We start from the raw sequence: 24,884 nt of genomic DNA, 5'->3' as shown, positions 1-24,884 counted from the left end.
TCGTGTTTCGTTTGTAGCATTGTGCCAGACAGCGAAGGCTTGGAGCCATGACTCTGCTGTTGATGATTTTGCGTGACTGAAGCAGTTTGGGAACGAAGAGGTACGTCGTTTTATCTCACGAAAGACACGTTCTACAGCGTTCCGATTTCCATGTTTTTCGTATCGAAATCGGAGCCCAGATCGATGGAGTGCAGTCTGGAGATGTTTTGCTCCATCGACGAGAAACACGGCATCGTCGAGGTCATGTTTCTCAGTGAGTTCCTGCAGAACTCGTTCTGTCAACACGGCCTTAGTCGTCGAATACAGCCGTATATGGTCGATTTTGTTCGTTTCCGGATCGACAGTAGTGAACAGCCAATACCGATATTCATCGAGTTGAATCACTGTCTCGTCAAGCGCGACGTGATTCGGCTTCTCATCATCTGCCGGCTGTAGATCGCACTTATGAACCCAATCGTGGACTGCCTTGCGACTCCGTTCGACACCGAACTTCTCCAATTCTCGAACGGTATTCGAAAGCGAAAAACCTGCAAGATGGAGCCGAATACCGAGCTCCATCAGCTGACGCGGCGTCCGCTCTCGCTCCACGAAACTCAAATCGATCCAGTCGCTACATCCACTGAGGCGGTGGATTTTTGGCATAGAGCACCACAAAATCGTACCGCCTCACTTTTCACGCTTAACGAAACAGAACCACCCTGACACCTGCTAAGATTCAATATAAGGGCCGTCTAAGAGTGAATGATATGGAGTTGCCGCGCCTCGATCATATGGGTGTTGTTGTCGATGACCTTGACGCTACGGCTGCGTTCTTCTTCGATCTGGGATTCGAGCGCGAGGGCGGCGGGCCGGTCGAGGGTGAGTGGGTGGACGAGGTCGTCGGGCTCGACGGCGTCCGAGTGGAGATCGTGATGGTGCGGACGCCGGACGGCAGCGGCAAGCTGGAACTCATCAAGTTCCATGAGCCGGCTGACACCGAGGGTGCGAACCCCTTACCGGCGAACCGGCTGGGCTTCCGCCACATCGCTATCGCGGTCGATGACCTCAACACGATCGTCGACGGACTGCGAGCCAAAGGCTTCGACACGGTCGGCGAGATCCGTGATTTCGAGGACACGTATCGCCTCTGCTATGTCCGCGGTCCTGAAGGATTGATCGTCGAGCTCGCCGAGCAGATCGCCTCCGAGGGAGCGAGCTAGGCGGCCGTACGGCTCTCGGCTTTTATATCTGGCCGGGACGAGCGGCGATATCGCGGACGAGGATCCCCGCTCAACGTCATCGGCGGTACCCGCCTCGGGTACGTCCGGCCGCGAAACCATCGACGCCGCAGCTGGTTTCGTCAATTCCGCGAACTCGTCCTCGTCGCCTTCGTATACAACAGCAACTGGGCGATTCAGCGTTGAATCCCGTCGCCGTCTTGGGATCCAATTGAGCCCTTTCAACAGATTCCCCCCGAGAAAACCTCTGTCGGACGGGAATACACATGACTCGGCGCTTGTCCGACACGTTAAATCCGTCCGTTCGTTCTCGGAATCCTTAACTGCTAACACACGGAAACTTCGATATGCACGATCTCACTGGTTTCCAGCGCGACCTGCTGTATACGATCGCCGGGCAAGACGACCCGCACGGCCTCGCGATCAAAGACGAACTCGAGAACTACTACGAAAAAGAGATCCATCACGGGCGGCTCTATCCGAACCTCGACGAGGTCGTCGACAAGGGCCTCGTCGAGAAAGGCGAACTCGACCAGCGAACGAATTACTACACGATTACGGCTCGCGGTCGGCGTGAACTCGAGGCTCGCCGAGAGTGGGAAGACCAGTACGTCGGCGAGTTGCTTTCCGAATCGGAGTAACGGATCGCAGTAGGCGAATCTCCGTACTCGACAGTGCGTGGAGCTCTCGTGACACCGCTCTCCGTTCTTAAATGGGGATATCACCCTCTCTCAGTTCTCTATTGCGTTAGCTATACGAACCTCAGCGCCGCTGAATCGATCCCCGCTCGAGGGAGGAGCACAGGAGTGAATCCCGCTCAACCGACAACGGACACGTTCAGGACGTCTCTGACTCGTCCTCTGGTGACGGGGGACGCTGGGATAGCTCGTCAAATCGCCGTTGGGCTCGCTCAGAGCGCTCCACCGTCTCACGTTCTTCGGACGTGATGTCGATCACTTCTTCGTCCTCGAGTTCGACGCTCACTACTGCATCGACGTAACGAGCGTCTTCAGGGAGTCGCTCCGTGTCGAGGACTGCTTGGTCGACCGCGTCGCCATCGTCCTCGAGCAACAATACCGCGAGGTCGTCCTCAAACCGGTCCACGACCGCCGTATAGATTCCGTCGGGTGTCATTAGTATTCCTCCTCGAGTACGACGGTCCCGCTGTCGTTTCGCACGGTAACGGTATCGCCGTCGTTGTTCCAGATTGCACGGCCCGAATCCCAGTAGAGACCGCTCGATGAATCCGTTCCGCTGCCGGTGTGGAGGGTGACCTGTGCGCCCGGGTCGAGCGCGAACTCGCTCGGGAACGTGTAGGTGTGATCCGCTTCATCGGCGACCGACCAGCCGGCGAGCTCGAGCGGTTGGTCGCCGGTGTTTTCGAAGACGATATACTCGTCGTTCAGGTTGTCGCTCTCGTCCCCGGAGGCGTCCTCGTGGATCGTGGCGATCGACAACGCTCCCGCTTTCTCTGTCGGCTCTGTCGGCTCTGTTGGGTCGGTTTCCGTTCCACCATCGGGCACGGCCGGTGCTGTCGTCGACTCCGTAATCGAGATCACTGTCCGAATCTGGAGATCATCATCGACACCGGGTTCGATCGGCTCCCCGTCTCGAAGTGCCAGCGGCGCAGTCGGTGCATCGCGCTGGGTCGCGACCGTGATCGCGGACCCGTTGCTCGTCAACCGGACGTTTCCGTGCGTCGCCGTCCAGTAGGTACGAATCGACTGCTGGGAAAACCGATCGAGGACCGATTCGTGGGGATGGCCGTACTGGGAGTCGTACGCGCTCGAGACGACGGCGATGTGCGGGTCGGTGACGTCGAGGAACTGGCTTCCCGAACTCGATTGACTCCCGTGATGGCCGGCACTCAAGACCGTCGCGTTGAGGCCGGCCCCGTATTCGTCGACGAGGAACTGCTCACTGGTCGTCCCTCCGTCCCCGGGAAGCAGGAAGCTCGAGCGGCCGAAGCCGAGCCGAAGGACGATACTGTTCTCGTTTCGATCACCGTCCGCGATATACCCCTCAGGCGGCGCGAGCACTTGCGTTTCGACCCCCTCGAACGGAATCGGGTCACCCGCTCGCGTCTCGTACAACGTCACGTTGTGTTCGTCGATCGCATCCAGATATCCCTCATAGGTCTGGGACGTCGACGTGATCCCGGAATCGTACACGGCGCCGATTCCATCGCCTTCCGTCTCGAAGTAGTCGATGACGGCCTCGTGGCCGCCGATATGATCCGCGTCGGCGTGTGTCGTCACGAGGGAGTCGATTCGATCGATATTGTGCTTCTTGAGAGAGGCGAGCACGTCTTCGCCGTCGTCAGACCAGTCCCCCGAGTCGATGAGCATCGTCTCGTTCGTCGGGCCGACGATCAGCGTACTCGAGCCTTGGCCCACATTGATGAACGTGACCGACAGGGTTCCGTTCGGACTCCCCGTTCGCTCGTCCCGTGTCTCACCCGGCGATTCAGGTGTTGGCCCCGTCGTTTCATCCGGCGACGTGGATTCGTCACTGATCACTCCACCACACCCTGCGAGAGTGACGAGGACGATAACGATGAGTACGCTGAGGAGCCGCCTCCGCATCATGGGTCCCTCACAGGACGGAGATGCATAGCTGTACCCGCCATCGACGACGGAGAACGGACTACTCTCACACGTTGTCACTCGTACTCGATCTGACCGTTCGTCGCCCCGATAGCCGACTCCCACTCGTCGAGTACGCCCGTACCCACGCTTCGTCTCAGGGGAACGGGCCGGCTGAGCCGACAGGGCGCGTCTTTGTACGGAATACGGTTGCCAACCCTGTTCCGTGCTGTGCCCAGTGACCGAAACGGGACTCGAGAGAAGAGCGGTTAGAAGTAGAGGTCGCCGATGCGATCGGCGGTTCGCAGTGCGAGCGCCTGCCCGGTGTTGGTCGGGTTCGGGCCGCCGACCCCGTTCGCCAGCGCGGAGTGGTCAGCGACGAACAGCCTCGAGACGTTCTTCGCCTCGGCGTTCTCGTCGAGGACTTTCCCCATTCGCATCGTGGACTGCATGTGGAGCAGCAAGGGTGGCCACTCGCTGCGGTGGACGTGTTCGGCGCCGGCCTCTCGATGGATGTTCGCGGCGATGCGTGCGAGTTCGTCGCGCTTCGCGTCGTCGTCCGGATGCGGTTCGTACTTGACCTTCGGGACCGGCCCGTGCTCGTCGCTGAAGGTATTGTCCAGCGAGACGCCGTTGTCCTGGCGCGGGAGGTCGTCAGTGAGAATCAGGAGCGCCTTCGTCTGCCTGTAATCCGACATCTTTCGCTTGAGCTCCTCGCCGACGACGTAGCCGCGGGTGTCCCACGGCTCGCCGGGGTCGACCGGGGTGTCGAAGCTGTACCCGGCTTCGGTGAAGAGGTAGTCGGCGTAGGAGACGAGGCCGGGAGACATGCCGATGTCTTCCATGCCGCCGACGCCGGGCTTGTCGAACCGAACTGCAGAGTTGTGCCCCACGTAGGGGTCCATGTGTTCGTTCTCGGGGTTGATCTCGGCGACGGTATCGTCGTCGTAGACGCCGACGACCCAATCGAACCAGTGGGTCGTGAGCCCCTTTCCGACCCAGCCGTCGTCCGGCAGGCCCGAGTTGAGCCAGAGCCGTGGCGACTCGATGCAGCCGGCAGCGAGGACGACGGCGTCGGCCGAAACGGTTTGTGAGGAGCCCGACCAGGAGTCGCGGAACGTGACGCCGGTCGCCTCTATCGTCCCGAACCCGTCGTTCGTCTCGATATTCGTGACGAAGGCGTTCGGGCGAATCGCGACGTTCCCCGCGTCGGAGTTGTCGTTGGTGTCGAGCGCTCGCGGAACCCAGCTCACGTTGGCGGACTTCCGAGACTTTTCGCGAACCGGTGCGTCGACGGGTGTCGACCCACCCTGGAAGTGATCCCCGACGAGCGTGTCGCCGCGGAACCCGTCGTCGTAGCTGAACGACCCCTCGTAGTCGGCGTCGAGCGGTTGGTTAGTCGCGGTCTCCTCTCCGGGGTCCGAGACTGCGTTCGCCTGGGGTCGCCAGCCCGTCTCCGTGACGTTTTTCGTGTCGATCCGCGGGTAGCCGACGTTCGTCGCGCCCTCGATGAATACCTCCTCCTTCGCCGTCATCGGCGCTTGCTGGGTGCTCGTCACTTCTTCGTTGAGCTGGTAGTACGGGACGAGTTCCTCGTAGGAGATGGGCCAGTGATCCTGCTCGTCGATGGCGTGGGGGTATGCTCGAGGATGGTTCGCGAAGTAGTGGAGCGAGGTGCCACCGACCGCGCCGACCTGCCAGATAAACGCGTTCTGGTGGAGGTTTCGGAACCACGGCGCTCGCGAGTGGTCCGCCGGCCCCACGCGGAGGTACCCGTGGGTAGGGTCGTTCGCGTCGGCTTCCCGGTGGGTGAACTGCTCGTCCAGGAGCTTTCCGTCGAGGTCGTCGGGATCCGTACTCACCGTCCCGCCGGCGTCGGCGTGTGGCTCGGGCCACTGGTCGTTGCCGTGCCACGGGCCACCCTCGAGGATAAGAACGTCGAGGCCGTGCTCGCGGGCGAGTCGTGACGCGGCGGCGGGACCGTCCGCACCGGCACCGATCACGACGACATCGGGATCGTTCATCAGGTGTCACCTCCGATCCCGTCGATGACGTCGTCGCCGGTCAGATCGTCCGGAAGGTTCAGGTTCTTCGCTTTCGGGTCGCTGAATCCGCCCGGAACGGCGTGGCGCCAATCGGCCGCGTACCCCGGTGCCGGCCCCGGATAGCCGCTTTGCTGGTGACTCTGGACTGCTCCCGGTTCCGTCTGCATTTCGCGTTCGTTGGGCGTGTTCGTCTTCGTGTCACCGTATCCCGACCACTCGGTGTAGTAGCCGAAGCCGTGGAGGCCGTTGACCGCCATGACGACGTACTTCAGGATGCCGGCGTCGGGCACGAGCGGCGACAGGAGGTCGTCGAGCCTGTCGATGACGCCCCCGTCGATGATGGTCCACAGACACCGAAGTCGGTCCTCTCGAGAGAGCCTGGTGAACGTCCCGCCGCCCGGGAACTGCTCGTTCGGCGAAACGGGGTCTTCGTTCTTTCCGAGCGCGACGAACTCCGCGGCTGCGAGGTCGAACACGAGCGTAAAGAGCGCCGCATAGGGGTAGTTTTGGAGGACGCGGTGGACGGTCTCGTTGGCCGTCTCGACGACTAAGTCGAACTCGGCCACTCCTTCGGCCGCATCGTCGAGGTCAGCGAACCCGATCTCGAAGCGTTCGATCGGTCCGAACGTGAGGTGTTCCTCGAGGGCTTCGCCGTCCAGATCGAGGTCCAGGAGGCTGATATCCGCGAGGTCCAGGAGCGCATCCAGATCGGAGCCGAGCCCCGTCGTATCGACCGTTACCTCGAATAGGCTCCGCGGCATCTCCGGTCCCGAATCGCTGGAGAGCGTACTCTCGAGGAGGTCGTCCTTCTCGGTCACCATCTCGGCGCGGATCTCCTGAAAGTGGTTGAAGTCCCAGATGAGGAACTTCTCCAACTCGACGTCGATACCGCCCGGAACGTGCTCCGGCCCGAGCTCGTCCTCGAGCTGTGGCGTCCGTGGCACGATCGCGTCGACGATCGATCGGTACGTGTCCGCGGTGTGCGGATCACTCTGTAGTGGCGAATCCATCGCTGCCTGTGCAGTCGCGAAGGTCGCGTTCGACATGGACAGCGCTGCGAGTCCGCCGATGCCCTTCACGACTCCCCGTCGGCCTATCTGACTCCTATCGTTCTCTTGCATGGTGTGTCCGGGCCACGTCAGCAACTATCGGTCAGTCACTGTGTGACTCCATCACAACTGAACCAGAATATAGCGTATAAATCTATGCAACTGATACAAACTACATTATTATAGAGTTACACCATCATATATGTGGGCCATATAGGGCGACCAATAGGCGTTATAGGTTCTATAATAATATCTCTAACCGCCATATCGAATTCAAAATTTCCGCCTCGTAGTAATACTAGTATTTTTATATTTCCTAATTTCTGTAATACTGAATGTGTGTAATTGAGGCAGTTCCGTCCCACAATGTCGCACAGTTTCAAGGGGAGCCAACACCCACGAGAGTATATGGACGAGGACCCATCTGTCCCGATCAACTCGATAAAACGGTCGTATACGATCGTCGACGAGATCTGCGACCGTGACCGAGCGGGGGCGACCGAGCTCGCGGACGCGCTGAGGCTTCCGAAGAGCACCGTTCACAACCACCTCCGCACGCTCGCGACGCTGGGCTATCTCGTCGAAGAAGACGGGACGTACCGCCTCGGGGCTCGATATCTCCACCTGGGGCAGAAATCGCGAAACTCGCGGGCGGTATTCCAGCACGGTCGCGACGCCATCGAGGCGCTCGCGGAGCAATCCGGCAGATACTGTCAACTCGCCGTCGAGGAAAACGGAGAGACGGTAGTCATTCAGTCGACGCAGTGGGTTCCCGACGAGGGAGCCCGGCCCGTTCAACGGACGTATCCGATGCGCGCGTATCTCCACACGAATGCGCCGGGCAAGGCGCTCCTCGCTCACCTGCCGCCTGAACGGATTACGGCGGTGATCGATCGGACGGGTCTGGCGCCCCGGACGGAACTGACCGTAACGGACGAGGACGAGCTCCGATCCGAACTCGAGACGATACGCGAGCGGGGGTACGCCGTCGATCAGGGAGAACTCGTCAGTGGAATGCTCGGTGTCGCCGCTCCCATCGCGACCGAACGGACCGTTCACGGCGCAGTCGCCGCATACGGCGCTGGGCACGAGATGCAAGAGGCACTCGACGAGGGGCTTCCCGGCCTCGTTAAAGAAACTGCGGACGACATCAGGGCAGACATCGTCTTCGATAGCCTCGAGTAAGCTCAGTCTCGAGAAGGGTCCTGCCGCGTGGTCTCCATCACGGAGTTCGCTCGCACTTCCGTCCCACAATATGGCACACGTAGGGGAATTTCAGATCAGCGCGTGAGTCGAAATCTCGAAGTAAACGACTTACAACTAGTTATGAGTTTAATCTGACATGTAGCTGGTTTTTCAAAAAGTCAGATGGTCCGGTAGGTAATTCGTCCGCCTATGAACTTCGGAAACGTCGTCGACCACATCGCGAGGAATACTCCGGATGCGCGGGCGGTAGGGGACCCGGAGCGGCAGTTAACGTACGCTGAACTGTCGGCAGCGTCCAACGCAGCAGCGAACGTCTTTGCGGCGCGCAGTGTGGCGCCCGACGACCGCGTCGCAATCTGTCTCCGAAATCAGGTCGCGTTCCTGACAGCGTACCTCGGCGCGATGAAGCGCGGGGCCGTCCCCGTTCCCGTCAACACGCGATTCACCGACGAGCAGATCCACTACGTGCTCGACACCAGTGACAGCTCGGTAATTGTGACCGACCAGGCGTTCGAATCGGTTGCAACTCACGTGGAAACAGCGGTAACTATCGATGGAAGTGTGGGTGCTAACTTCCATACCTTGCTCGAGGAAGCAGCCGACACGTACACTGTACATCCGCGGCGGAGCGACGAGACGGCAGCGGTCGTCTACAGCAGCGGGACGACCGGGCGGCCGAAAGGCGTTCGGCATACTCACGGCAACGTCATCGCCAACGCGCGCGGAATTCGTATCTATCATCGCCTGACGCGGGACGATGTCGGTCTAACGGTGAGTAACTGTTTCCACGTCACTGGCCTCAACGTCACGACGACCCCACTACTCCTCGCCGAGGCGGAGAACTGGCTTCTGCCGAGCTGGGATCCCATTTCCGTCGCGGAGACCATCGAAAATCGCAACGTCACCTACACTTTCCTGACACCGGACATGATGAGCTCTCTGCTTGCCGATGACGACGTCGACGACTACGATCTCTCGTCACTGCAGCGGGTCGTCGTCGGTGGTGCACCGATGCCGACGGAACAGTTCGAGGATGCGGAGGCGACACTCGACGCGACGGTGCTCGAGGGGTACGGGATGACCGAGACGACACCGCTAGCGGCGTTCAATCGACCTGATACGGCGGTGCGAAAGCCGGGTAGTGTCGGCCCACCCGCTCGCGAAGTCGTCGACCTGCGCATCGAAGATATCGAAACGGGGCAGCCGGTCGACCGCGGTGAGCGCGGCGAACTGCTCTGGCGGGGCGACACGGTGACACCGGGATTCGAGCGACGACAGCGCGAGGCCGAGTCCTTCGTCGAGAGGGATGGAAACCGATGGCTCCGCTCGGACGATATCGGATACCTCGACGAGGACGGTCACCTCTTCGTCGTCGGTCGACGCGGGGACATGTTCACCGTCGGTTGTGCGAACGTCTTCCCGCGCGAAATCGAGGAGGTCCTCTACGAGATCGACGGCGTCACGGGGGCGGCGATCATCGATGCCCTCGACGATCGTCAGGGAGCAGTCATCACGGCCATCGTCACGCGTGACGGAGATATCACCGAAGCTCGAATTCGCGAGGTTTGTGCCGCCCAACTCAGAGAACACGAGGCGCCGGAACGAATCGAATTCGTCGACGACATTCCTCGGACGGCGACAGGGAAGATCGATCGCGTCGCGCTCGGGGAACTGTTTGGGACACTCTCGTCTACCTGAATCCGGGCTTTTGCTCTCAACGATCTGCGCTTCACTGGATCGGGTCGTCGCCGTTGAACAGTGCGTTCGGAAAGTACAGACTCGATACTGATCCTCGAGGGTATGTTGAAATCCCACCATTCAGGTATGTTTTAGCGCGGAATACACGCTCACTATACGTTCCAACATTTTGCTCTGCGCTCCCTCGCAAGCGCTCGGTCGCTCGGCAAAATGTTGATTAAATGCACTCCTCCCTCCCCTACGGGTCGGTCGTCGGCCCGCTCGCTCACTCGGTTCGCTCGCGGTGAGTGTGCACTTCTCCGCCTATACGTACCGCGAGTTTCGTGAGTTCTTCTGAATACCGAAACCGTGCTACTATCCCCTGTATAGAGTTCTCAGGAGTGAACCCTCAAGAATTGGCCGCTGACGAGAAGGGCAACGAAGAGTACCGTGCTGGTTGCTACGATACCGCCCCGACTCATGGTGGAGGTGGAAGTAGCCTGATTACGGAGGCAGGAAGCAGGCTACCGATTCATTCAATTTCATTATGCAACGAAACTAATGCCACGCGCGATAAGGGAGCGGATAGGACCGGTATCCGCATACTCAACTCCGTCGATTGTATCCACTGCTTCGAGATGTGGTTGAAAGAGAGCTAATCGGTCAGTTGGTCGGACGATTCCGCGTTGCTGGTTGTATTCAATAATTCCCTTCGTATCGAGTTTCGGGAGATGTTCTTGGTAAAGCGGGATATAGACGCGCTGGCGTTGGGTGGAGGTTAGCTCTGCGACAGTCGTATCGTGTTCTTTTGCCGAAACGATCTCGGCGAGGTCCCCCATCTTGATCGGTTCATCGTTATCCATCAGGTAGGCGATTACATCTCTTCTACGGCTTGCTTGGAGGAGATGAAAGATTTCGTCTTTGGAGAGTTTCGATATCTCGTCCGGTTTTCCATCGCTAGAGGAAAAGTCTTGTTTGCCCATCATTTCGTTCATTAGGTGGTTGATTAGAGAATATACTTCAGGGGTGAAAACACATTTTCCATTGTAATTTGGTATTAGAGAATGTCACTATTACTGGCGAAACGCTTGGGAAATTAAAGGTAATATCTACTACGAACGCCTTTTTCCACCTTGTGTCAATAGATAATACCCCGATTGCATACTACTACTGTCCTATCCTATGGATGACGCTTCACGGAAGCAGAGCCTTGGCGTGATGGGCTGAAACCAGTATACCATGGCTTCGATCGTTCTCTTCGGAACGCTCTCGGCCTCCGCTCGCCACAATCGTCACGACGCCGGTCGTCATTACTACTCGTACCATGCGATAATGCTATGTTGGTCACCGCTGATGACTCAGTCTCAACGGATCCGGCATCCTACTCCGAACGTATTACATTCTTCTTGGTGACAAAGAGCGTGACGACCAGAAAATCAAGCGACTTGCCCGTCAATACGAGGTACGTCCACTGATCAAGCATTTGAGTTCACCTCGTTTGTCGTTCGATCCGAAACTGTACGCGGCAGGGAATTTCCAACTCTGGCGCACAGAACGAACTCAATTTTCTGACACCGTTACACGAAGTTCATCATCGACTTCGTAGAAGTAGCCCCGCTCGAGCAGTCGGGTAATTGCATGGTCCGCGTCCGCAGACTCGAGTTCCAGTTCGTCGGCTTCGAGGAGGATCTCGAACGCTTGCTCGCGCGAGATCGACTGCACGTCTTCGTGATCGTCCGAATCGTGGCTGTGAGTACAAAGGAGGTCGTACGAATCCAAAATCCACTCCGGAAGCGGTGGCCGCGGATCGGTGAGATCGTTCATCTCGGGTTCGTGTGAACACCATCGCTCTCTCATTGCTTAAGAATACTCCCCAGAATGCGTAAATTAGCTACACGTACGAAGACGGTCTCGAGAAACGAATCACACGAGCAGCGATCCCAATCTCAAGGGAGGCTACTGGTACGACCGGAACTGTAGCCAGACCGGAATCGTCGTGACGAGTTCAGTAACCAGCGTGAACCACTAGCACTACTGACTCCACTCGAGGCCGGTGGCTACCTGCTCAACGAGCCGCGAACGTATTGTGCACTGTGCGAGGCCGTGGACATCTGCTTCGCCGCGGTTGGCGTCCAAATTTGATGAATGTCAGGTGCGCGAGCACCATCGTATGCAGCCGAACAACGTAACGCGAAGGTGAACGATCCCGATCCCTCATCAGCCGTTTCTGGTCCGTGTTGTTGTAAAAGTCTGAAATCAAGTAGTTATGAGGATTCATCTCTTTATTTATATTTCTACACGGCTCCGGTTTCCGTCTCTGTAACCGAAACCGTATCGTTGACAGGTGCCGTTCAACGATCGCTCTTTATCGACGAGCAACACGGCATCCTCGACGTCTTGTCTCTCGATCGAGAAAAACGGATTACAATACCCTCGTTTCTGTGCGCCCCAACGGTTGTATATTCAAATTCGCTCGTTTCGGGATCGTCGGTGGCGTATAGCCAAGATCCTGCGCTGTCAGGACAGATTGCCGTCTCGTCGACCGCGGCATGATTCGGGCCATAGCCAGTATCGGGATGCAAATCGGCTTTATCTACGACTGTTGATCGCGCCGGTTAATACCGAACCATTCTAGAACCTTAATAGTATTTGAAAGAGAAAGCTTAGCAAGATGAAGTTGGATATTGAGCGTCTACTGGTTGCGGCGTTCCATTTCGCTCCACGAACGTCTGGTTTAGATAGCCGATACGAGGACCGAGTCGTGCGTTTTAGAGCATGGACACGTTGAAACGCCACGCCGTACTCTTTCAACTATCTCTGCACACCGTCACGAGGTGGTCTCGTGATGGAGCGTCGCAGAAATCAGAAAGTTATAGTTTCTCTAGGTAGTATGTGGCATGGGTATGGAGTACACAGTTGTCGATAGCGAGGATGTACCGCTTACCGACCTCTCTGAAATCGACGAAATGCCGCCGGATCTGGACGTTCGGGCCGTCGACGAGGAGCTCGACTGTCAGAATAGTGCGGTGAAGATCTGGTACTTCGACGAGGGCGAAGAGATCGGATATCACGCGCACACGGAGCAGGAGGAACTCTTCTACGTCCTCGAGGGAACGTTCTCGCTGAAACTCGGCCGCTCGGGAGAGGAGGAGTTCGTCGAGGCCGACGAGGGGACCTTCTGGGTCGCTGCCCCGAAGATCGGCCACGGCCATCGCTGTATCAGCGAGGATGGTGGCGCTGTCCTCGCGTTCGGCGCGCCATCAGTCGACGACCCCGGCCGTGATCCGCACTCGCTTTCCGACGAAGAGATCGACGACTGATAGCCCGTGACATCGACTGTGTTGCCGCTAATCTCCCTCGAATTTTCGGAACTGGAACGGTGGTGTGGGGTAGTCCACCTGAGCGAGCGGAAGGGGCGAGACGATCCCAGCCAGACGGCTGTTGCCATGGATCCCGTCGCTCGAGTCGTCGTTCCGACTTACCCACAATCGGTCACGTATCGCCGTTGTGGGTATGGTCGTGTTCGTGCCCATGCTGGTGTCCGTGCCCCGCATCCGGCGTTTCGAGAACGTCCTCGCACTCGACGTTCGTGTACCCGGAATGGAACAGTTCGACTGAGCCACCGTCGGCGTCGAACGCGTGCCGTTCGATACAGCCGACATCCGCACCGAGCAGGTGTACGCTGACGCTGGGTTCGTCCGACGTCGTCTCGACGGAGTGGATGTCGTTGTTCGGCGGGATCAGTTCGTAGTAGTCACCGCGTTCCATGCGCTCGGTCCGAATCCGTTCGAGTTCCGCCTCACCTTCGTCGTTCGTCCCGTCATCGACCCGCCGGTAGAAGTCCTCGCGCTGCGTTCCACCGTAGATTCCGACGAGTCCCCAGGCGAGATGATCGTGGACCGGCGTCGAGGCGCCCGGCGGAAGGACGAGCGTGAACACCGACAGTTTGTTCCCCTCCCGGTACAGCAGCCACTGGGCGATGTCCTCTCCCATGTTGCCCTTATCGTCCACGTCGTCCATGGCGAGTTCTTGATACCGTTCAGCGAGCCAATCATCGTCCGCGAGGAGTTCCTCGAACGGGTCCGCCAGCGACTCGAGTAGCGGTGGAACCTCCTCGTGTTCGTCGGCGGTCGCTTTCACCGTCTCGACGAATTCTCGCAGTCGATTGGTATCGTCGATGAACTCCGGTTCGGGGTCCGATTCGGTTGACGCCATCGTGTCGTGGTGCATGTCATCAGCGATCATAAACGCTCGCCCGTCGTCCCACAGTCGGAATTCTCCGATCCCTCGAGTTCACAATCGGCGCGAGTAGCCCCGTCCCGTTCGGAGCGGCAGCCGAACGCGACTTCTTCGACGAGGGGGTCACGATACAGACCGTCTCTGCGGCCGGAATGCTCCACCTGGCGTTTCAAATTCCCGAAAATTGATGCTCGTTGCGACGACCGGTACACGGTAACCGCCCGTCGCGTCCGAGTCGGAGAACTGCTCACAGCAAGCGAGTCCTCCGTCTCGCCCGGAGACGCCGAAACGGAGCGTCGATCGACGAATCCCTCGTTCGCAGCGCTTCGCACCGCAAACCGACTGTCGATAACTCGTCTCGCCAACGACGACACAATACTTTTACCACGTTCCACCGATATGCGACTGATGGCCCACCTCCTCAGCGACGCCGTCACGCTGACCGAAAGTCAGCAGTTGGTACAGACCAGCGTCCGCGACGTTTGTTCGAACTTCGACCGCCAGTACTGGCGCGACCAGGCCGAAGCTGGCGAGTATCCTCGAGAATTCGTCGATACGCTTATCGACCACGGATGGATGGGCGTCCTCATTCCCGAAGCGTACGGCGGTGCCGGAATGGGGACCCGGGAAACCGTCGTCATGATGGAGGAAATCGCCGCGAACGGCGGCGGATTCAGTGCCGCACAGGCGGTCCACGGCGGCGTATACAACTCCGTCCCCATCGTCGAGTACGCCAGTGAGGAACTGAAACGCGACCTACTTCCCCGGGTCGCGGACGGCGAGGCGTCGATTCAGGCGTTCGGCCTGACCGAGCCGAACGCGGGCTCGAACTCGACGGCGATCGAAACACGCGCGGAGAGAGACTTCGCCAAGGAAACCTCGGCTGACCCCTCGGAAGCCGTCGCTTCCGAGGATGGGGACGAGTACGTCATCAACGGTCAGAAGATCTGGACCTCCCGCGTCGACGTCTCCGACTACATCGTCCTCGTCGCGCGGACGACTTCGCTCGAGGACGTCGACAAGCGAACGCACGGAATCTCGATGTTTCTCGTCGACATCGAGGACGCCATCGAGCAGGGTGCACTCGAGATGGAGGCGATCCCCAAGTCCGCCAGCGACTTCGTTCACTCGTTCGAACTCTGGTTCGACGACCTGCGCGTCCCCGCCGAGAACCTGATCGGCGTCGAGGGCGAGGGGTTCTATCAGGTGCTGGACGGCCTCAACGAGGAGCGGCTCGTCATCGCCGCCGAGTGTATCGGACTGGGGCGACTGGCGCTCGAGCGGGCGGTCGACTACGCCAACGAGCGAGAGGTGTTCGACCGTCCGATCGGTTCGAATCAGGCGGTCCAGCATCCGCTGGCGGAGGCCTACGCGCGGTTGCAAGCGGCCAAGCAACTGACGTACAACGCGGCCGACCGAGCGGCCTCGGACGAGGACGTCGATCTCGGCGCGTACGCGAACGCGGCGAAGTTCCTCGCGGCCGACGCGGCCTACGAGGCGGCCGACGCCGCGGTCCAGACCCACGGCGGATTCGGCATCGCGACGGAGTACGACGTCGAGCGCTACTTCCGCGAAGCCAGACTGACTCGGCTCGTGCCGATTACTCAGCAGCTCGCCCTGAACTACCTCGGCGAGAACGTACTCGGCCTGCCGCGCTCGTACTGATCGAAACACGACTCACGGCCCACGATAGAAACCCATGACGGACCACAGCGAGACGACGGACGACAGCGAGGAAACGACAGATAAACGGCTCGTCGAGGGCTGGCACGGCCGCTACTACGAGGACTTCACGGTCGGCGACGTCTACAAGCATCCCTTCGGCCGGACCGTCACCGAGACGGACAACGTCTGGATGACGAACGTGACGATGAACCTCAACCCGATGCACTTCAACGAGGCCTATGCCGAGGAGACGGAGTTCGGCGAGCGCCTCGTCGACGGCACCTTCGTCATCGCGCTCGCGGTCGGGATGAGCGTTATCGACGTTTCCGTGAACGCGACGGCGAATCTCGGCTACGACGATATTCGTCACCACAGCCCCGTCTTCCACGGAGACACCCTCTTCGCCGAGAGCGAGGTCCTGAGCAAGCGAGAACTCGAGTCCCGCGACCACGTCGGCATCGTGGAAACCGAACTCCGGGCGTACAACCAGCACGACGACCTTGTACTCAGCCTCGAGCGCACGCCGATGGTGCTGAAACGCTCACACGCCGACCCCTCCGCCGCGGAGCCGCCGGGCTGGCCGGAGGGGATCGGAACCCAACCGGAGGACCTCTGAGCATGTTCGCACTCGACGAAATCAGGGCTCAGCCTCGAGAACGGAATCAGCGCGCCGCTGTGAACGATTGCCAGCGGTTTTACTCGCCATGGTCAGCTGTCTCCCTGAAGAACGAAAGACGTTGAGTACCGCGGGCGGGATCGTGATTCGCGTGAACGGACGCCACAAGATGTTCAGCAGTACGGAACACACTTCCCAATCGCGTCTTTGTTCTTCTCCCATACACTCTACTACACTCTAGAAAATATGCCATTCATGCCGCGGGACGGATTAGAGAGCATCGACGCTATGTATTACAGCTGTAAGATTGTAAATACCGGGCCCGTTCGATGATCGGGGCGTGGTAAGAATACTTGTCAGGGTCTATATCAAGGAATGCCGGCGTAACAGGAATAATTGCTCACTTCTGAACTGAGGATTGAGTAAGAGGGGTATCAGTCGCTGTGGGTAACTCGCCAGGGGTGTCGAAGAACCGAGTGCTGAGAGGGAGTTGCAGCTATCGCCTACACGATTTGACTGAATTCGGTTCCGTCGAATACGCCGGCAGCGCGACGATTACAAGGTCATCACTGACCTCGCGGCCTGTGACAACCGACGCCAGCAAGTACGGTGCTCCATCCAGAACTAGGATCGAGTCATCTTCGAATACGTTGTATACTGCAAAAGTGAGATGTTCCGGATGGGTTGCGGTAACATACGCTTCGGATCGAAAGAAAAAAGGGATCACCATCCTCGGTGATCACGCCCGGGAGACACGTCCAGCCGCATTGCCTGAATACTTCGACAGACAGCCGCGAACCGTGCGGAACCCACGCGGCTTGACTTGGACGGATTTCTTGGTTTGGTCAAGAGAGACCACCATGGCGTCCATTTCCCGCCGCTTTTTTCGGGTTCCTTACGAAACGTTTCTTGCTTGTCAGGCTCATATTCCGCGGCTGTACGGCGGGTTTTTGACACCTCAATTTCGCTTCTTTGAGCAGCCGCCGACAACTCGGGATCGAGTAGTCGACAGCAGAGCTTTCGTCGAGATATTGCAGGACGAGTACTGGCGTCCACGCCGGCGCATCGAAACCAACTTCCTCGGGTGATTCGTGGACAGCTTCCTCGAATTCGTATTGATATTTTTCTCATGCTTTTCATTTCATCTCAGATTATGAACATCATACTGCCTGCTCGAGCGACTCGTCAGTGTCGAGTCGTTTGAGCCAGCTATAGATTGTCCGTCGTTGAACGTCGTACCACTCGGCTAGCTCGGTCTGGCTGAGACCATTTTTGTGCGCTATTGCCGCTAATAGACGTTGTGTCGGCTTCTTCTCTCTACGTTGTCGAGGGCATCTTGTGATTCTTCGACAGCGATCTCGTCGTCACTCGCTGGTGAAATCAGAAAACAGGTAGACGATACGTCCGTTCAGGACATCCGTGATCAAGCCCAGCGCAACAGCGATCGGGTGTAACCTTCTCTGACACCGCGAGATCTTCGAGAACCGTGAGAACGTTCGACTCCCACTGTACAGCGGCTGTAGTGACGTGCAGGGACGATTCCGAGAAAGTTGGAATTGGGACGAAATTGATAAAAGTCGCACCGAATAGTCTCACCGTCGCGTTTCCCACTACGCGACATGGACGATCCAATTGCACCCCTAACATTGTCCCAGCCTCACCCGGCGGCGGCCGTTGCCCCCGGCTCTCCGGGTCTTTTGAGGCTTCTCGAGAAAACCACCACCGAATCTCGAGCGACGTCCCTCCGATGTATATCTGGTATCGTGAGTAGAACCGTCTTCATGGTAGATCGGTACCTCGAGAAATGCCGGCCGGTGGCCAGCATTTGAGCCTCCATTCCCACGCTGTGTCGATCTAAGAGTGGGTCCGAGATCGGTGTAACAACGTGGGTAGTGGCTTCACGTCGGAACGTGATTCGATCTCGGAAGGAGGGGATCCGCATTTCTCGGAGTGGATCGCTACCGACTCACCGCGTGATCCAAACCCACAATGGTGGCCGTTCGCGGTGCCGGCCGCCCTTGAGGAACTTGGACCGGACATCTTCGTCCCACGGGCCGAGATATCTCAGTTACCTGCTACGTTCCCTTGAGAAGGTGGGTCACGCCGACGGTTTCGGCGATGATCCACGTGACGAACAGGCCGTAGGCCAGGAGTAGCACGACCGACTCCCGCCTCGTAACCGAGAGATCGGTGCGCAAAAACGTGAACAAGAGAACGGTGGCCAGGGTGAGGACTCCGAGCATCGGGACGGCTACCGCGAAATCGACGGACACGCTCCCGACGATGAGAACGCCGATCGGAATCGCTACCAGGAGATCGAACGTGTTCGACCCGAGCACGTTCCCGAGACTCGTGATCCCCTTGTCCGCCTTGGCAGACCGGACGCTCACGAGCGTGTCCGGAAGGCTCGTCGCCGCCGCGATGATGGTGACACCGGCGAGGAACTCGGGGATACCGAACGTGTGGCTAAGCGACTCGACACCGCCGACCAGCTGTTCGACGGCCACGAGGATGACGAGTAAGCCGACAGCGAGTTTTCCCCACTCGCGACCGACGGAAATCCCGGCAGGTGCGTCTTCGCCCTCGTAGTCGCTGACGTCTTGCCACTGGATGAAGAGATACAACCCGTAGAGGAGGAGGGGGAGCAACGCCAACGGACGCGTGAGCCGTCCGGCGAATTCGGGTCCGTCGGGAACGGGAACGTAGATGACGGCGAGTGCGAAGGTGATGATCAGCGCGGCGACGGCGATCATGTAGAACTGTGCTTCCTTGTACACGATGGCCCGGTTCGTGTCCAGGTCGCCGTCCGTCGCGATCCCGGAGAGTGCGGGGATGACGAGAATGTTGAAGATAGCGGAACCGACGATCGCCCCGATACCCATGTTGAACGTTCCGGCGAGCGACGTGAAGACGACGCTCGACAACTCGGGAAAGCTCGAGCCGATAGCGACGACGATCGATCCCTGGACGACTGCTGGCAATCCGTAGTACGCCGAGAGGTGTTCCGCCGAGTCCTCGAGCCAGTTACTGCCAAACCAGATGAAGCCAGTTGCGACGACGATGACGAGCCCATTGACAACGGGCACGTCCGGGAGTACACCACCGAGGGGCATTGCCTGTCGATACCGACTCGGATCCTTTTAATGATTCTATTACCCCTTGCATGGGTTCGTTGCAGAGACCGTCGGGGAGCGTATGGGAGATGGTATCACTGATTGATAACTAACCGAGAGTAGCCACTGAAACGAATCACACACTGATCGCATCATCGGCGGTTCTCGCTCACTGTGTTCGCTCACGGCTCGCTTCGCTCACCGTTCGCATCCCCGCGGTTCTCGCTCACTGTGTTCGCTCCGAACCGCGCTCGCTCCGAACCGCGCTCGCGTCGTCCGATCAGGTGTGCTGTGGGGTAGTTGACGTAGCGACAGCTGTAGTTAGTCACAGAGACCTGACCGTCAAAGAGGTAGTAGACGTTTCTCACTGCATCTGAACGTGAGTGTCGTACGGAATTTGCCGTGAGTCGCACGGTAGAGCGAGGATGCCCAGTCGCGATACCGACGAACGTCGGCTCTCGAGGCAGCGTCTACAGACTCGGATTCGAGCCGGCGGTCGAGCCGACGGTACCCTGATCGAACGTCGTGCCGGTGATCGACTTTAGCCGGTCGACCAGCGAGTCCTTCTTCGGTTCGCCCATGAGGGCGACGTCGAGGACTTCGCTGATGTTCGAACAGGGGATGATCTCGACCATCTCCTCGTACTCGTCCTCGATCATCACGTCCTGCTCGTTCGCTTCGGGGATGATGACCTTGGTGCAGCCGGCCTTCGCGGCGGCTTCGATCTTGTGGGTGACCCCGCCGACCGGTAGCACGTCACCGCGCACGGAGAGCGAGCCGGTCATCGCGATCGACTGGTCGATTGGAATGTCCTCGAGCGCGCTGATGACGGCGGTCGCCACCGTGATGGAGGCGGAGTCACCGTCGACACCGCCTTCGCCGGCCTGGACGAACTGGATGTGGACGTCCTTCTCCGAGAGATCGACGTCGGAGAACTTCTTGATGATCGCGGAGACGTTCTGGACCGACTCCTCGGCCATCTCCTTGAGCTGACCGGTCGCGATCACCTGACCGCCGCCCTGCGCGGGCGCGATCTCGGCCATCACGGGGAGCATGATACCGGAGTCCTCGCCCATGACGGCGAGGCCGTTGACGCGGCCCTCGACGCCGCCGTCGTTGACCTGTAGCTCGTAGTCCTTGCGGCGCTCGATGTAGTCGTCGGCGAGCTGTTGCTCGATCGAGCGCGATCGGTCTTTGGCTCGAAGAACGTCGTCTCGAGTGGTGTACTCGCGATCCTCGGCGCGGGCGATGTCCCCCGCGACGCGGACCAACCCGCCGAGGGTACGGAAGTGTAGCGTGAGGTGGTTTTTCCGACCCGAGCGCCGCTTGGCCTCGAGGAGAAGTTCCTCGACGGCGTCGTCGGTGAAGTGGGGGAGGCGGCCGTCGCGTTCGACCTCCTGAGCGATGAAGCGGGCGTACTTGCGCCGCATCTCGGGGGTGTCCTCGATGGTGTCGTCCATGTAGACCTCGTAGCCGTACCCCTTGATCCGGTTGCGGAGCGCGGGGTGCATGTTCTCCATGGCGTCGAGGTTCCCCGCGGCGACCATGATGAAGTCACAGGAGACGGGTTCGGTCTGGACCATTGCACCCGAGGAGCGCTCGGACTGGCCCGTAATGGAGAACTCGCCCTCCTGGATCGCCGTCATCAGCTTCTGCTGGGTCCGGATATCGAGCGTGTTGATCTCGTCGAGGAACAACACGCCCTTGTTGGACTTGTGGATCGAGCCGGGTTCGACCCGTTCGTGACTCGGAGTCCCCATACCGCCGGACTGGAAGGGGTCGTGGCGGACGTCGCCCAGCAGCGCGCCGGCGTGGGCACCGGTCGCGTCCTCGAAGGGGGCAACGCGCTGCTCGCCGTTGTTGACGAGCAGGTTCGGCACCATCGCGTCCCCACCATTGCCCATGGTCCGAAAGATCAGCCAGATGACTCCCGCTGCAAGGAAACCGAGCAGGAGAGGACCGACGATAATAGCGTACCCGATAATGGCTGCGATAATGACCCACATCAGGATCGAGCGCCGCCGGTTGTGCTTGTTTGCCTCCTCCCTGTGAGCGGCGACGATCTGGTCGCCCTTTCCGGCAGGGACGGTCCGTACTTTCGGCTCGTTGTCGTCGTCCGGGTTGGGATAGACTAAGACGTCCTGCAGGTCTTCCTGCGGAAGCAGTTGGCTCATCGCCTTCGCCAGCATCGACTTGCCGGTCCCCGGCGAGCCGATCATCATGACGTGGCGGCGCTGCTTCGCCGCCTTGATAATTATGTCTCGTGCTTCGTCCTGACCGATGACCTGATCGACGAGTCGATCGGGGACTTCGATGTCCTCCGTCGAGTCGATCTTCAGACCGCCCAGCAGGTCGTCCTCGGCGATCTCCTCGTCGACCTCGACGCCGGGATCGACCTCGACCGTACTCCCCAGGTCGTCGACGGTCTCGATGTCGTCTCCCTCTTCCTCGTCGGACGACGGCTCGAACTCGTCGATCGGCTCGTCGACGTCGGGACGACGGTTGCCGTCCTCCTCGAGCGACGACTGATCTCCCTGCCGCTCGGACCGTTCCTCGTCGGCGGTGTCCGAAGCGTCTTCGGGAGAGTCATCAACGTCTGTATTGTTACTCATAGAATTCGATTCAGTATCGAAGGCGAGGGGATTGCGACAGATATACTTTCTCCATATGGTGGATAGTGGCAGTTGCGTCTCTCGTGGAATACAACGGTTGTCGCCGGAAAACAGGCACCGATGGCGACTCCGTGTTCCGTCTGTGGGAAAGCGGAGAGACGATCATCGAGGCGAAATCGTGCGAACGGGCGAGCGTATCACAGCGCGAGGGTCCACTAACCGAACTGTTATCCCTCGTAGTCACCGAAACCGGATATGGAACTCTCCGCCGTCGATCTGTCTCCAGTTCCCGACGACGGCACCGCAACCGATGCCTACGCGAACACCGTTGAAGCGGCACAGCAGGCCGAACGACTCGGTTACTCGCGGTTCTGGGTCGCCGAACACCACGGAATGGCGAACAGGATCGCGGGGACGACGCCCGAGGTATTGCTCGGGCACCTCGCCGCCGAAACCGACTCGATCCGCCTCGGCTCGGGGGCGGTGTTGCTCAACCACTACAGCCCGTTCAAGGTCGCCGAACAGTTCGGCGCGCTGGACGCGCTCGCACCGGGTCGCATCGACGCGGGTCTCGGGCGGGCGAACGGGTCGCCGGCCGCCGACCGCGCCCTCGGGACGGACCGGCGCGTGCAGAATCCCGACGACGACCACGCCGAGAAAATCGAGGCCGTCATCGATCACCTCTACGACGACTATCCCGAGGGGCACGCCTACAGCGACCTCGAGCTCCCGCGCTCCGGCGAGGACGAACCGGTGCCGTGGGTGCTCGGCTCGAGTCCCTCCAGCGCGGCTATCGCGGGCGAACTCGGCTTGCGGTACTGTTTCGCGGCGTTCATTCGGCCGCAGTTGGCCGCGCGTTCGTTCGAGGCGTATCGCGAGCAGTTCCAGCCGTCACGGCTGGCCGACGGCATCGACGAGCCCCAGGGGATGATCGCGGTGAACGCGGTCTGTGCCGAGACCGACGAGGAGGCGGCACGGGTGCGAGCGGTGGCTGAGGCGTCGTTCAAGCGGATGCAACGCGGAGAGGTCGGCACCAGACCGTCCATCGAGGAGGCCATCGACGAACTCGGTGGCGTCCCCGAGCCAACGCCTGCAACGCTCGGTCCCGACGAGTGGCCGCGCGCTATTTCCGGCGATCCGGACACGCTCGCGGGCCTGTTGGAGCAACTCGCAGATCGCGTCGGCGTCGACGAAGTGATGATCCAACACGTCGTCGCCGACCACGACGACGCGCTCCGCTCTCACGAATTGCTGGCCGATGGCGTCGGCCTCACGTCTCGCTGACGGGGGCTGCCAGTATCGGAGACCGCTGTCGGGAATCGGGGCTTTCAGCGGAGCGGCTCCCCTCCCGGTGATCACTCTTCCGGACACTCCCTCCCAGCGACTGGCAGCCGTCGGTATCCTCTCCAAACGAACGGTCTACCTTTTCCCGTACCGACCCGGGAGTGGTGACCGAACGATCGTTCACGAGTCTCGACACCCCCTGGAACGAACTCGAGCAGCGGGAGCAGGGCATCGCTGGAACGGACTACTCGACACGAAACCCATTCTAGTTACTAGTCGGCAATTATGTACCCAATAGTGGTTATTTATGGGGTCACTCTCCGAGAACGCAGTATGGGACGGAACGTGGTCTCCCGGTCAGCGATTCAGGCCCGGAAACGGGCTATCGTCAAAACGCTCTGCTACCGGCTGTTCATGATGCTGATCACGATACTCGTCGCGTGGCTGATCGTCGGGGACGTAAGCGCCGCGATAAATATCGGTCTCATAACTAATTTACTGAAGACGGGGACGTACTACGTCTATGAGCGGACGTGGGACCACATCTCGTGGGGGGTACTGCCTGACTCGTAATCTCCGTCGAGTCCTCGCTCGTACCGGCTCGCTCGGCGTCTGAGCCGACGAGAGTACTCGATCCGTTCTCAGATCCACTCGATTCGGAGCCACGCAAAGCGGTTCATCGGAGGTGCGGATGAGCACCATCTCCGTGACCGAGCGGTGAGGTCATTCAGAGCTGATTCTTCCAATATATGCATCGCTCTGCAACCGCCTTTCGGCGGTTATCGAATCCCCTGCCACAATAATATTGGAACAGACACTTATCAAGATCCCTAATATATATTATATTTCTGGAAGCGTTCCGAGTCCCATACATGTCGTCTCGAAATTGGAGTTCGTGGCGATGGAGTGCAGCGTAGATTCGGGATGCGGACTCGACGGGGAACGCGGCGACTGTGATGTCATGTTTCTCTTTAAACGTAGTGAGACGAGAGATGATAGTGGTGCCTCTCGAGTCGAGAAACGTCGAATACGTCGAATAAGCTGGTTACGGGATCGACGGGAGCGGCCAGCTAGTCGCGCTGAGTATCGAGTCGGATCGCAGTTTCGTCGGCCGAAACGGGATTCCGTCGTTCCCGTCGCTCGGTCGTCGGTCAGCTTTTTGCACCCGATTGTAGCACCTCAATTTCAACCGATTGACGCCGACCTCTATGAAATAGATACATTATTCGAAATCGGTACTATGGCCAGGTGGAGCGCGGTACTCGATCGAACGATCTCGTAGCATCGCTTCGCGCTCCCCGGAGTACGATCATCCACGGAAATGGGAGTCGACAGAGCGATGACGAGCCGAAATGTGACCGGATGGGAGCCGAAATTGATCCCGCGACGGATATTCGCGAGCGTTTCCGCACCGGTGGAACTCGTTCTCGAGTCCACATCGACTCCGCGGTCTCGCTGACAGCTAGTATCGATGCCGTCGTAGCGCTACAAGATCGGATCGACTATTTCAACGTCGTGGACGAACAGTGGACTTTGATCGAAAACACGTCTCGTTTCCACAGAGAATGCCAGATTT

At 59.3% G+C, this 24,884-nt stretch carries 18 protein-coding genes and 4 pseudogenes; 10 read left to right on the top strand and 12 right to left on the bottom strand.

The window, feature by feature from the left end:
- Positions 1 to 9: 9 nt before the first annotated feature.
- Positions 10 to 642, bottom strand: a pseudogene (locus tag LDH74_RS08695) (IS6 family transposase); the annotation flags it as partial.
- Positions 643 to 746: 104 nt separating this feature from the next.
- On the opposite strand from LDH74_RS08695, the gene LDH74_RS08690 reads away from it, so the two are divergent.
- Together LDH74_RS08690 and LDH74_RS08685 are read left to right on the top strand one after the other, a co-directional pair.
- Entirely contained in the window at positions 747 to 1,199 is a 453-nt protein-coding gene (locus tag LDH74_RS08690) for a VOC family protein (protein ID WP_226042106.1), read from the top strand.
- 365 nt (positions 1,200 to 1,564) lie between these two features.
- Entirely contained in the window at positions 1,565 to 1,858 is a 294-nt protein-coding gene (locus LDH74_RS08685) for a PadR family transcriptional regulator (RefSeq protein WP_226042105.1), read from the top strand.
- A gap of 196 nt (positions 1,859 to 2,054) precedes the next feature.
- On the opposite strand, the gene LDH74_RS08680 is transcribed toward LDH74_RS08685, so the two are convergent.
- From LDH74_RS08680 to LDH74_RS08665, 4 genes are all read right to left on the bottom strand, one after another.
- The gene (locus LDH74_RS08680; protein WP_226042104.1) at positions 2,055 to 2,351 is read right to left on the bottom strand and encodes a DUF3006 domain-containing protein; all 297 of its coding nucleotides are present in this window, start codon (positions 2,349 to 2,351) and stop codon (positions 2,055 to 2,057) included.
- Positions 2,351 to 3,805, bottom strand: coding sequence for a lamin tail domain-containing protein (locus LDH74_RS08675; protein ID WP_226042103.1), 1,455 nt, complete (start codon positions 3,803 to 3,805; stop codon positions 2,351 to 2,353). Before LDH74_RS08675 ends, LDH74_RS08680 begins: the two co-directional genes overlap by 1 nt.
- 266 nt (positions 3,806 to 4,071) lie before the next feature.
- Positions 4,072 to 5,826, bottom strand: a complete 1,755-nt coding sequence (locus tag LDH74_RS08670; RefSeq protein WP_226042102.1) for a GMC family oxidoreductase N-terminal domain-containing protein — start codon at positions 5,824 to 5,826, stop codon at positions 4,072 to 4,074.
- Positions 5,826 to 6,968 carry a hypothetical protein gene (locus LDH74_RS08665; RefSeq protein WP_226042101.1) on the bottom strand — a complete coding sequence of 381 codons (1,143 nt, stop codon included), beginning with the start codon at positions 6,966 to 6,968 and terminating at the stop codon, positions 5,826 to 5,828. The genes LDH74_RS08670 and LDH74_RS08665 overlap by 1 nt, the downstream gene beginning before the upstream one ends.
- A 336-nt stretch (positions 6,969 to 7,304) precedes the next feature.
- Here LDH74_RS08665 and LDH74_RS08660 point away from each other — a divergent pair, with 336 nt between their 5' ends.
- Both LDH74_RS08660 and LDH74_RS08655 read left to right on the top strand, forming a co-directional pair.
- Positions 7,305 to 8,081, top strand: coding sequence for an IclR family transcriptional regulator (locus LDH74_RS08660; RefSeq protein ID WP_226042100.1), 777 nt, complete (start codon positions 7,305 to 7,307; stop codon positions 8,079 to 8,081).
- A gap of 210 nt (positions 8,082 to 8,291) precedes the next feature.
- Positions 8,292 to 9,800, top strand: coding sequence for a class I adenylate-forming enzyme family protein (locus LDH74_RS08655; protein ID WP_226042099.1), 1,509 nt, complete (start codon positions 8,292 to 8,294; stop codon positions 9,798 to 9,800).
- 608 nt (positions 9,801 to 10,408) lie between these two features.
- Here the strand turns inward: LDH74_RS08655 and LDH74_RS08650 are convergent.
- Positions 10,409 to 10,762, bottom strand: a pseudogene (locus tag LDH74_RS08650) (hypothetical protein); the annotation flags it as partial.
- A gap of 416 nt (positions 10,763 to 11,178) precedes the next feature.
- Here LDH74_RS08650 and LDH74_RS08645 point away from each other — a divergent pair.
- Positions 11,179 to 11,262 (top strand): annotated as a pseudogene (locus LDH74_RS08645) (IS5/IS1182 family transposase); the annotation flags it as partial.
- Between the two features lie 77 nt (positions 11,263 to 11,339).
- On the opposite strand, the gene LDH74_RS08640 reads toward LDH74_RS08645, so the two are convergent.
- Positions 11,340 to 11,603 carry a hypothetical protein gene (locus LDH74_RS08640; RefSeq protein WP_226042514.1) on the bottom strand — a complete coding sequence of 88 codons (264 nt, stop codon included), beginning with the start codon at positions 11,601 to 11,603 and terminating at the stop codon, positions 11,340 to 11,342.
- Between the two features lie 1,079 nt (positions 11,604 to 12,682).
- On the opposite strand from LDH74_RS08640, the gene LDH74_RS08635 reads away from it, so the two are divergent.
- The gene (locus LDH74_RS08635; RefSeq protein ID WP_226042098.1) at positions 12,683 to 13,099 is read left to right on the top strand and encodes a cupin domain-containing protein; all 417 of its coding nucleotides are present in this window, start codon (positions 12,683 to 12,685) and stop codon (positions 13,097 to 13,099) included.
- A gap of 172 nt (positions 13,100 to 13,271) precedes the next feature.
- Here the strand turns inward: LDH74_RS08635 and LDH74_RS08630 are convergent, their stop codons facing one another.
- Complete coding sequence (locus LDH74_RS08630) at positions 13,272 to 13,994, bottom strand: cysteine dioxygenase family protein (RefSeq protein ID WP_226042097.1); 723 nt, start codon at positions 13,992 to 13,994, stop codon at positions 13,272 to 13,274.
- A 432-nt stretch (positions 13,995 to 14,426) separates the two neighbouring features.
- Here LDH74_RS08630 and LDH74_RS08625 point away from each other — a divergent pair, with 432 nt between their 5' ends.
- A complete protein-coding gene (locus tag LDH74_RS08625) occupies positions 14,427 to 15,683 on the top strand; it encodes an acyl-CoA dehydrogenase family protein (protein ID WP_226042096.1) in 1,257 nt (418 codons plus the stop codon).
- A 34-nt stretch (positions 15,684 to 15,717) separates the two neighbouring features.
- Positions 15,718 to 16,299 carry a MaoC family dehydratase gene (locus tag LDH74_RS08620; protein WP_226042095.1) on the top strand — a complete coding sequence of 194 codons (582 nt, stop codon included), beginning with the start codon at positions 15,718 to 15,720 and terminating at the stop codon, positions 16,297 to 16,299.
- 400 nt (positions 16,300 to 16,699) lie between these two features.
- Here the strand turns inward: LDH74_RS08620 and LDH74_RS08615 are convergent.
- The 4 genes and pseudogenes from LDH74_RS08615 to lonB form a co-directional block, all read right to left on the bottom strand.
- A pseudogene (locus LDH74_RS08615) lies at positions 16,700 to 17,680 on the bottom strand (IS630 family transposase).
- A gap of 694 nt (positions 17,681 to 18,374) precedes the next feature.
- The gene (locus LDH74_RS08610) at positions 18,375 to 19,412 is read right to left on the bottom strand and encodes a sodium:calcium antiporter (RefSeq protein ID WP_226042094.1); all 1,038 of its coding nucleotides are present in this window, start codon (positions 19,410 to 19,412) and stop codon (positions 18,375 to 18,377) included.
- A gap of 182 nt (positions 19,413 to 19,594) precedes the next feature.
- Positions 19,595 to 19,741 (bottom strand): hypothetical protein, encoded by a 147-nt coding sequence (locus LDH74_RS08605; protein WP_226042093.1) that lies wholly within the window; start codon positions 19,739 to 19,741, stop codon positions 19,595 to 19,597.
- 141 nt (positions 19,742 to 19,882) lie between these two features.
- On the bottom strand, positions 19,883 to 22,024 hold the full coding sequence (gene lonB, locus LDH74_RS08600; protein WP_226042092.1) for an ATP-dependent protease LonB: 2,142 nt from the start codon (positions 22,022 to 22,024) through the stop codon (positions 19,883 to 19,885).
- Between the two features lie 255 nt (positions 22,025 to 22,279).
- Between lonB and LDH74_RS08595 the strand changes: the two genes are divergently transcribed.
- Both LDH74_RS08595 and LDH74_RS08590 read left to right on the top strand, forming a co-directional pair.
- Positions 22,280 to 23,308 carry an LLM class flavin-dependent oxidoreductase gene (locus LDH74_RS08595; RefSeq protein ID WP_226042091.1) on the top strand — a complete coding sequence of 343 codons (1,029 nt, stop codon included), beginning with the start codon at positions 22,280 to 22,282 and terminating at the stop codon, positions 23,306 to 23,308.
- A 333-nt stretch (positions 23,309 to 23,641) separates the two neighbouring features.
- Complete coding sequence (locus tag LDH74_RS08590) at positions 23,642 to 23,881, top strand: DUF2061 domain-containing protein (protein ID WP_226042090.1); 240 nt, start codon at positions 23,642 to 23,644, stop codon at positions 23,879 to 23,881.
- Positions 23,882 to 24,884: the final 1,003 nt, after the last annotated feature.

Source organism: Natrinema sp. DC36 (genome assembly GCF_020405225.1).
Classification (GTDB): domain Archaea; phylum Halobacteriota; class Halobacteria; order Halobacteriales; family Natrialbaceae; genus Natrinema.
The sequence above is the reverse complement of the archived record's forward strand: the minus strand, read 5'-3'. Positions and strand labels throughout refer to the sequence as shown.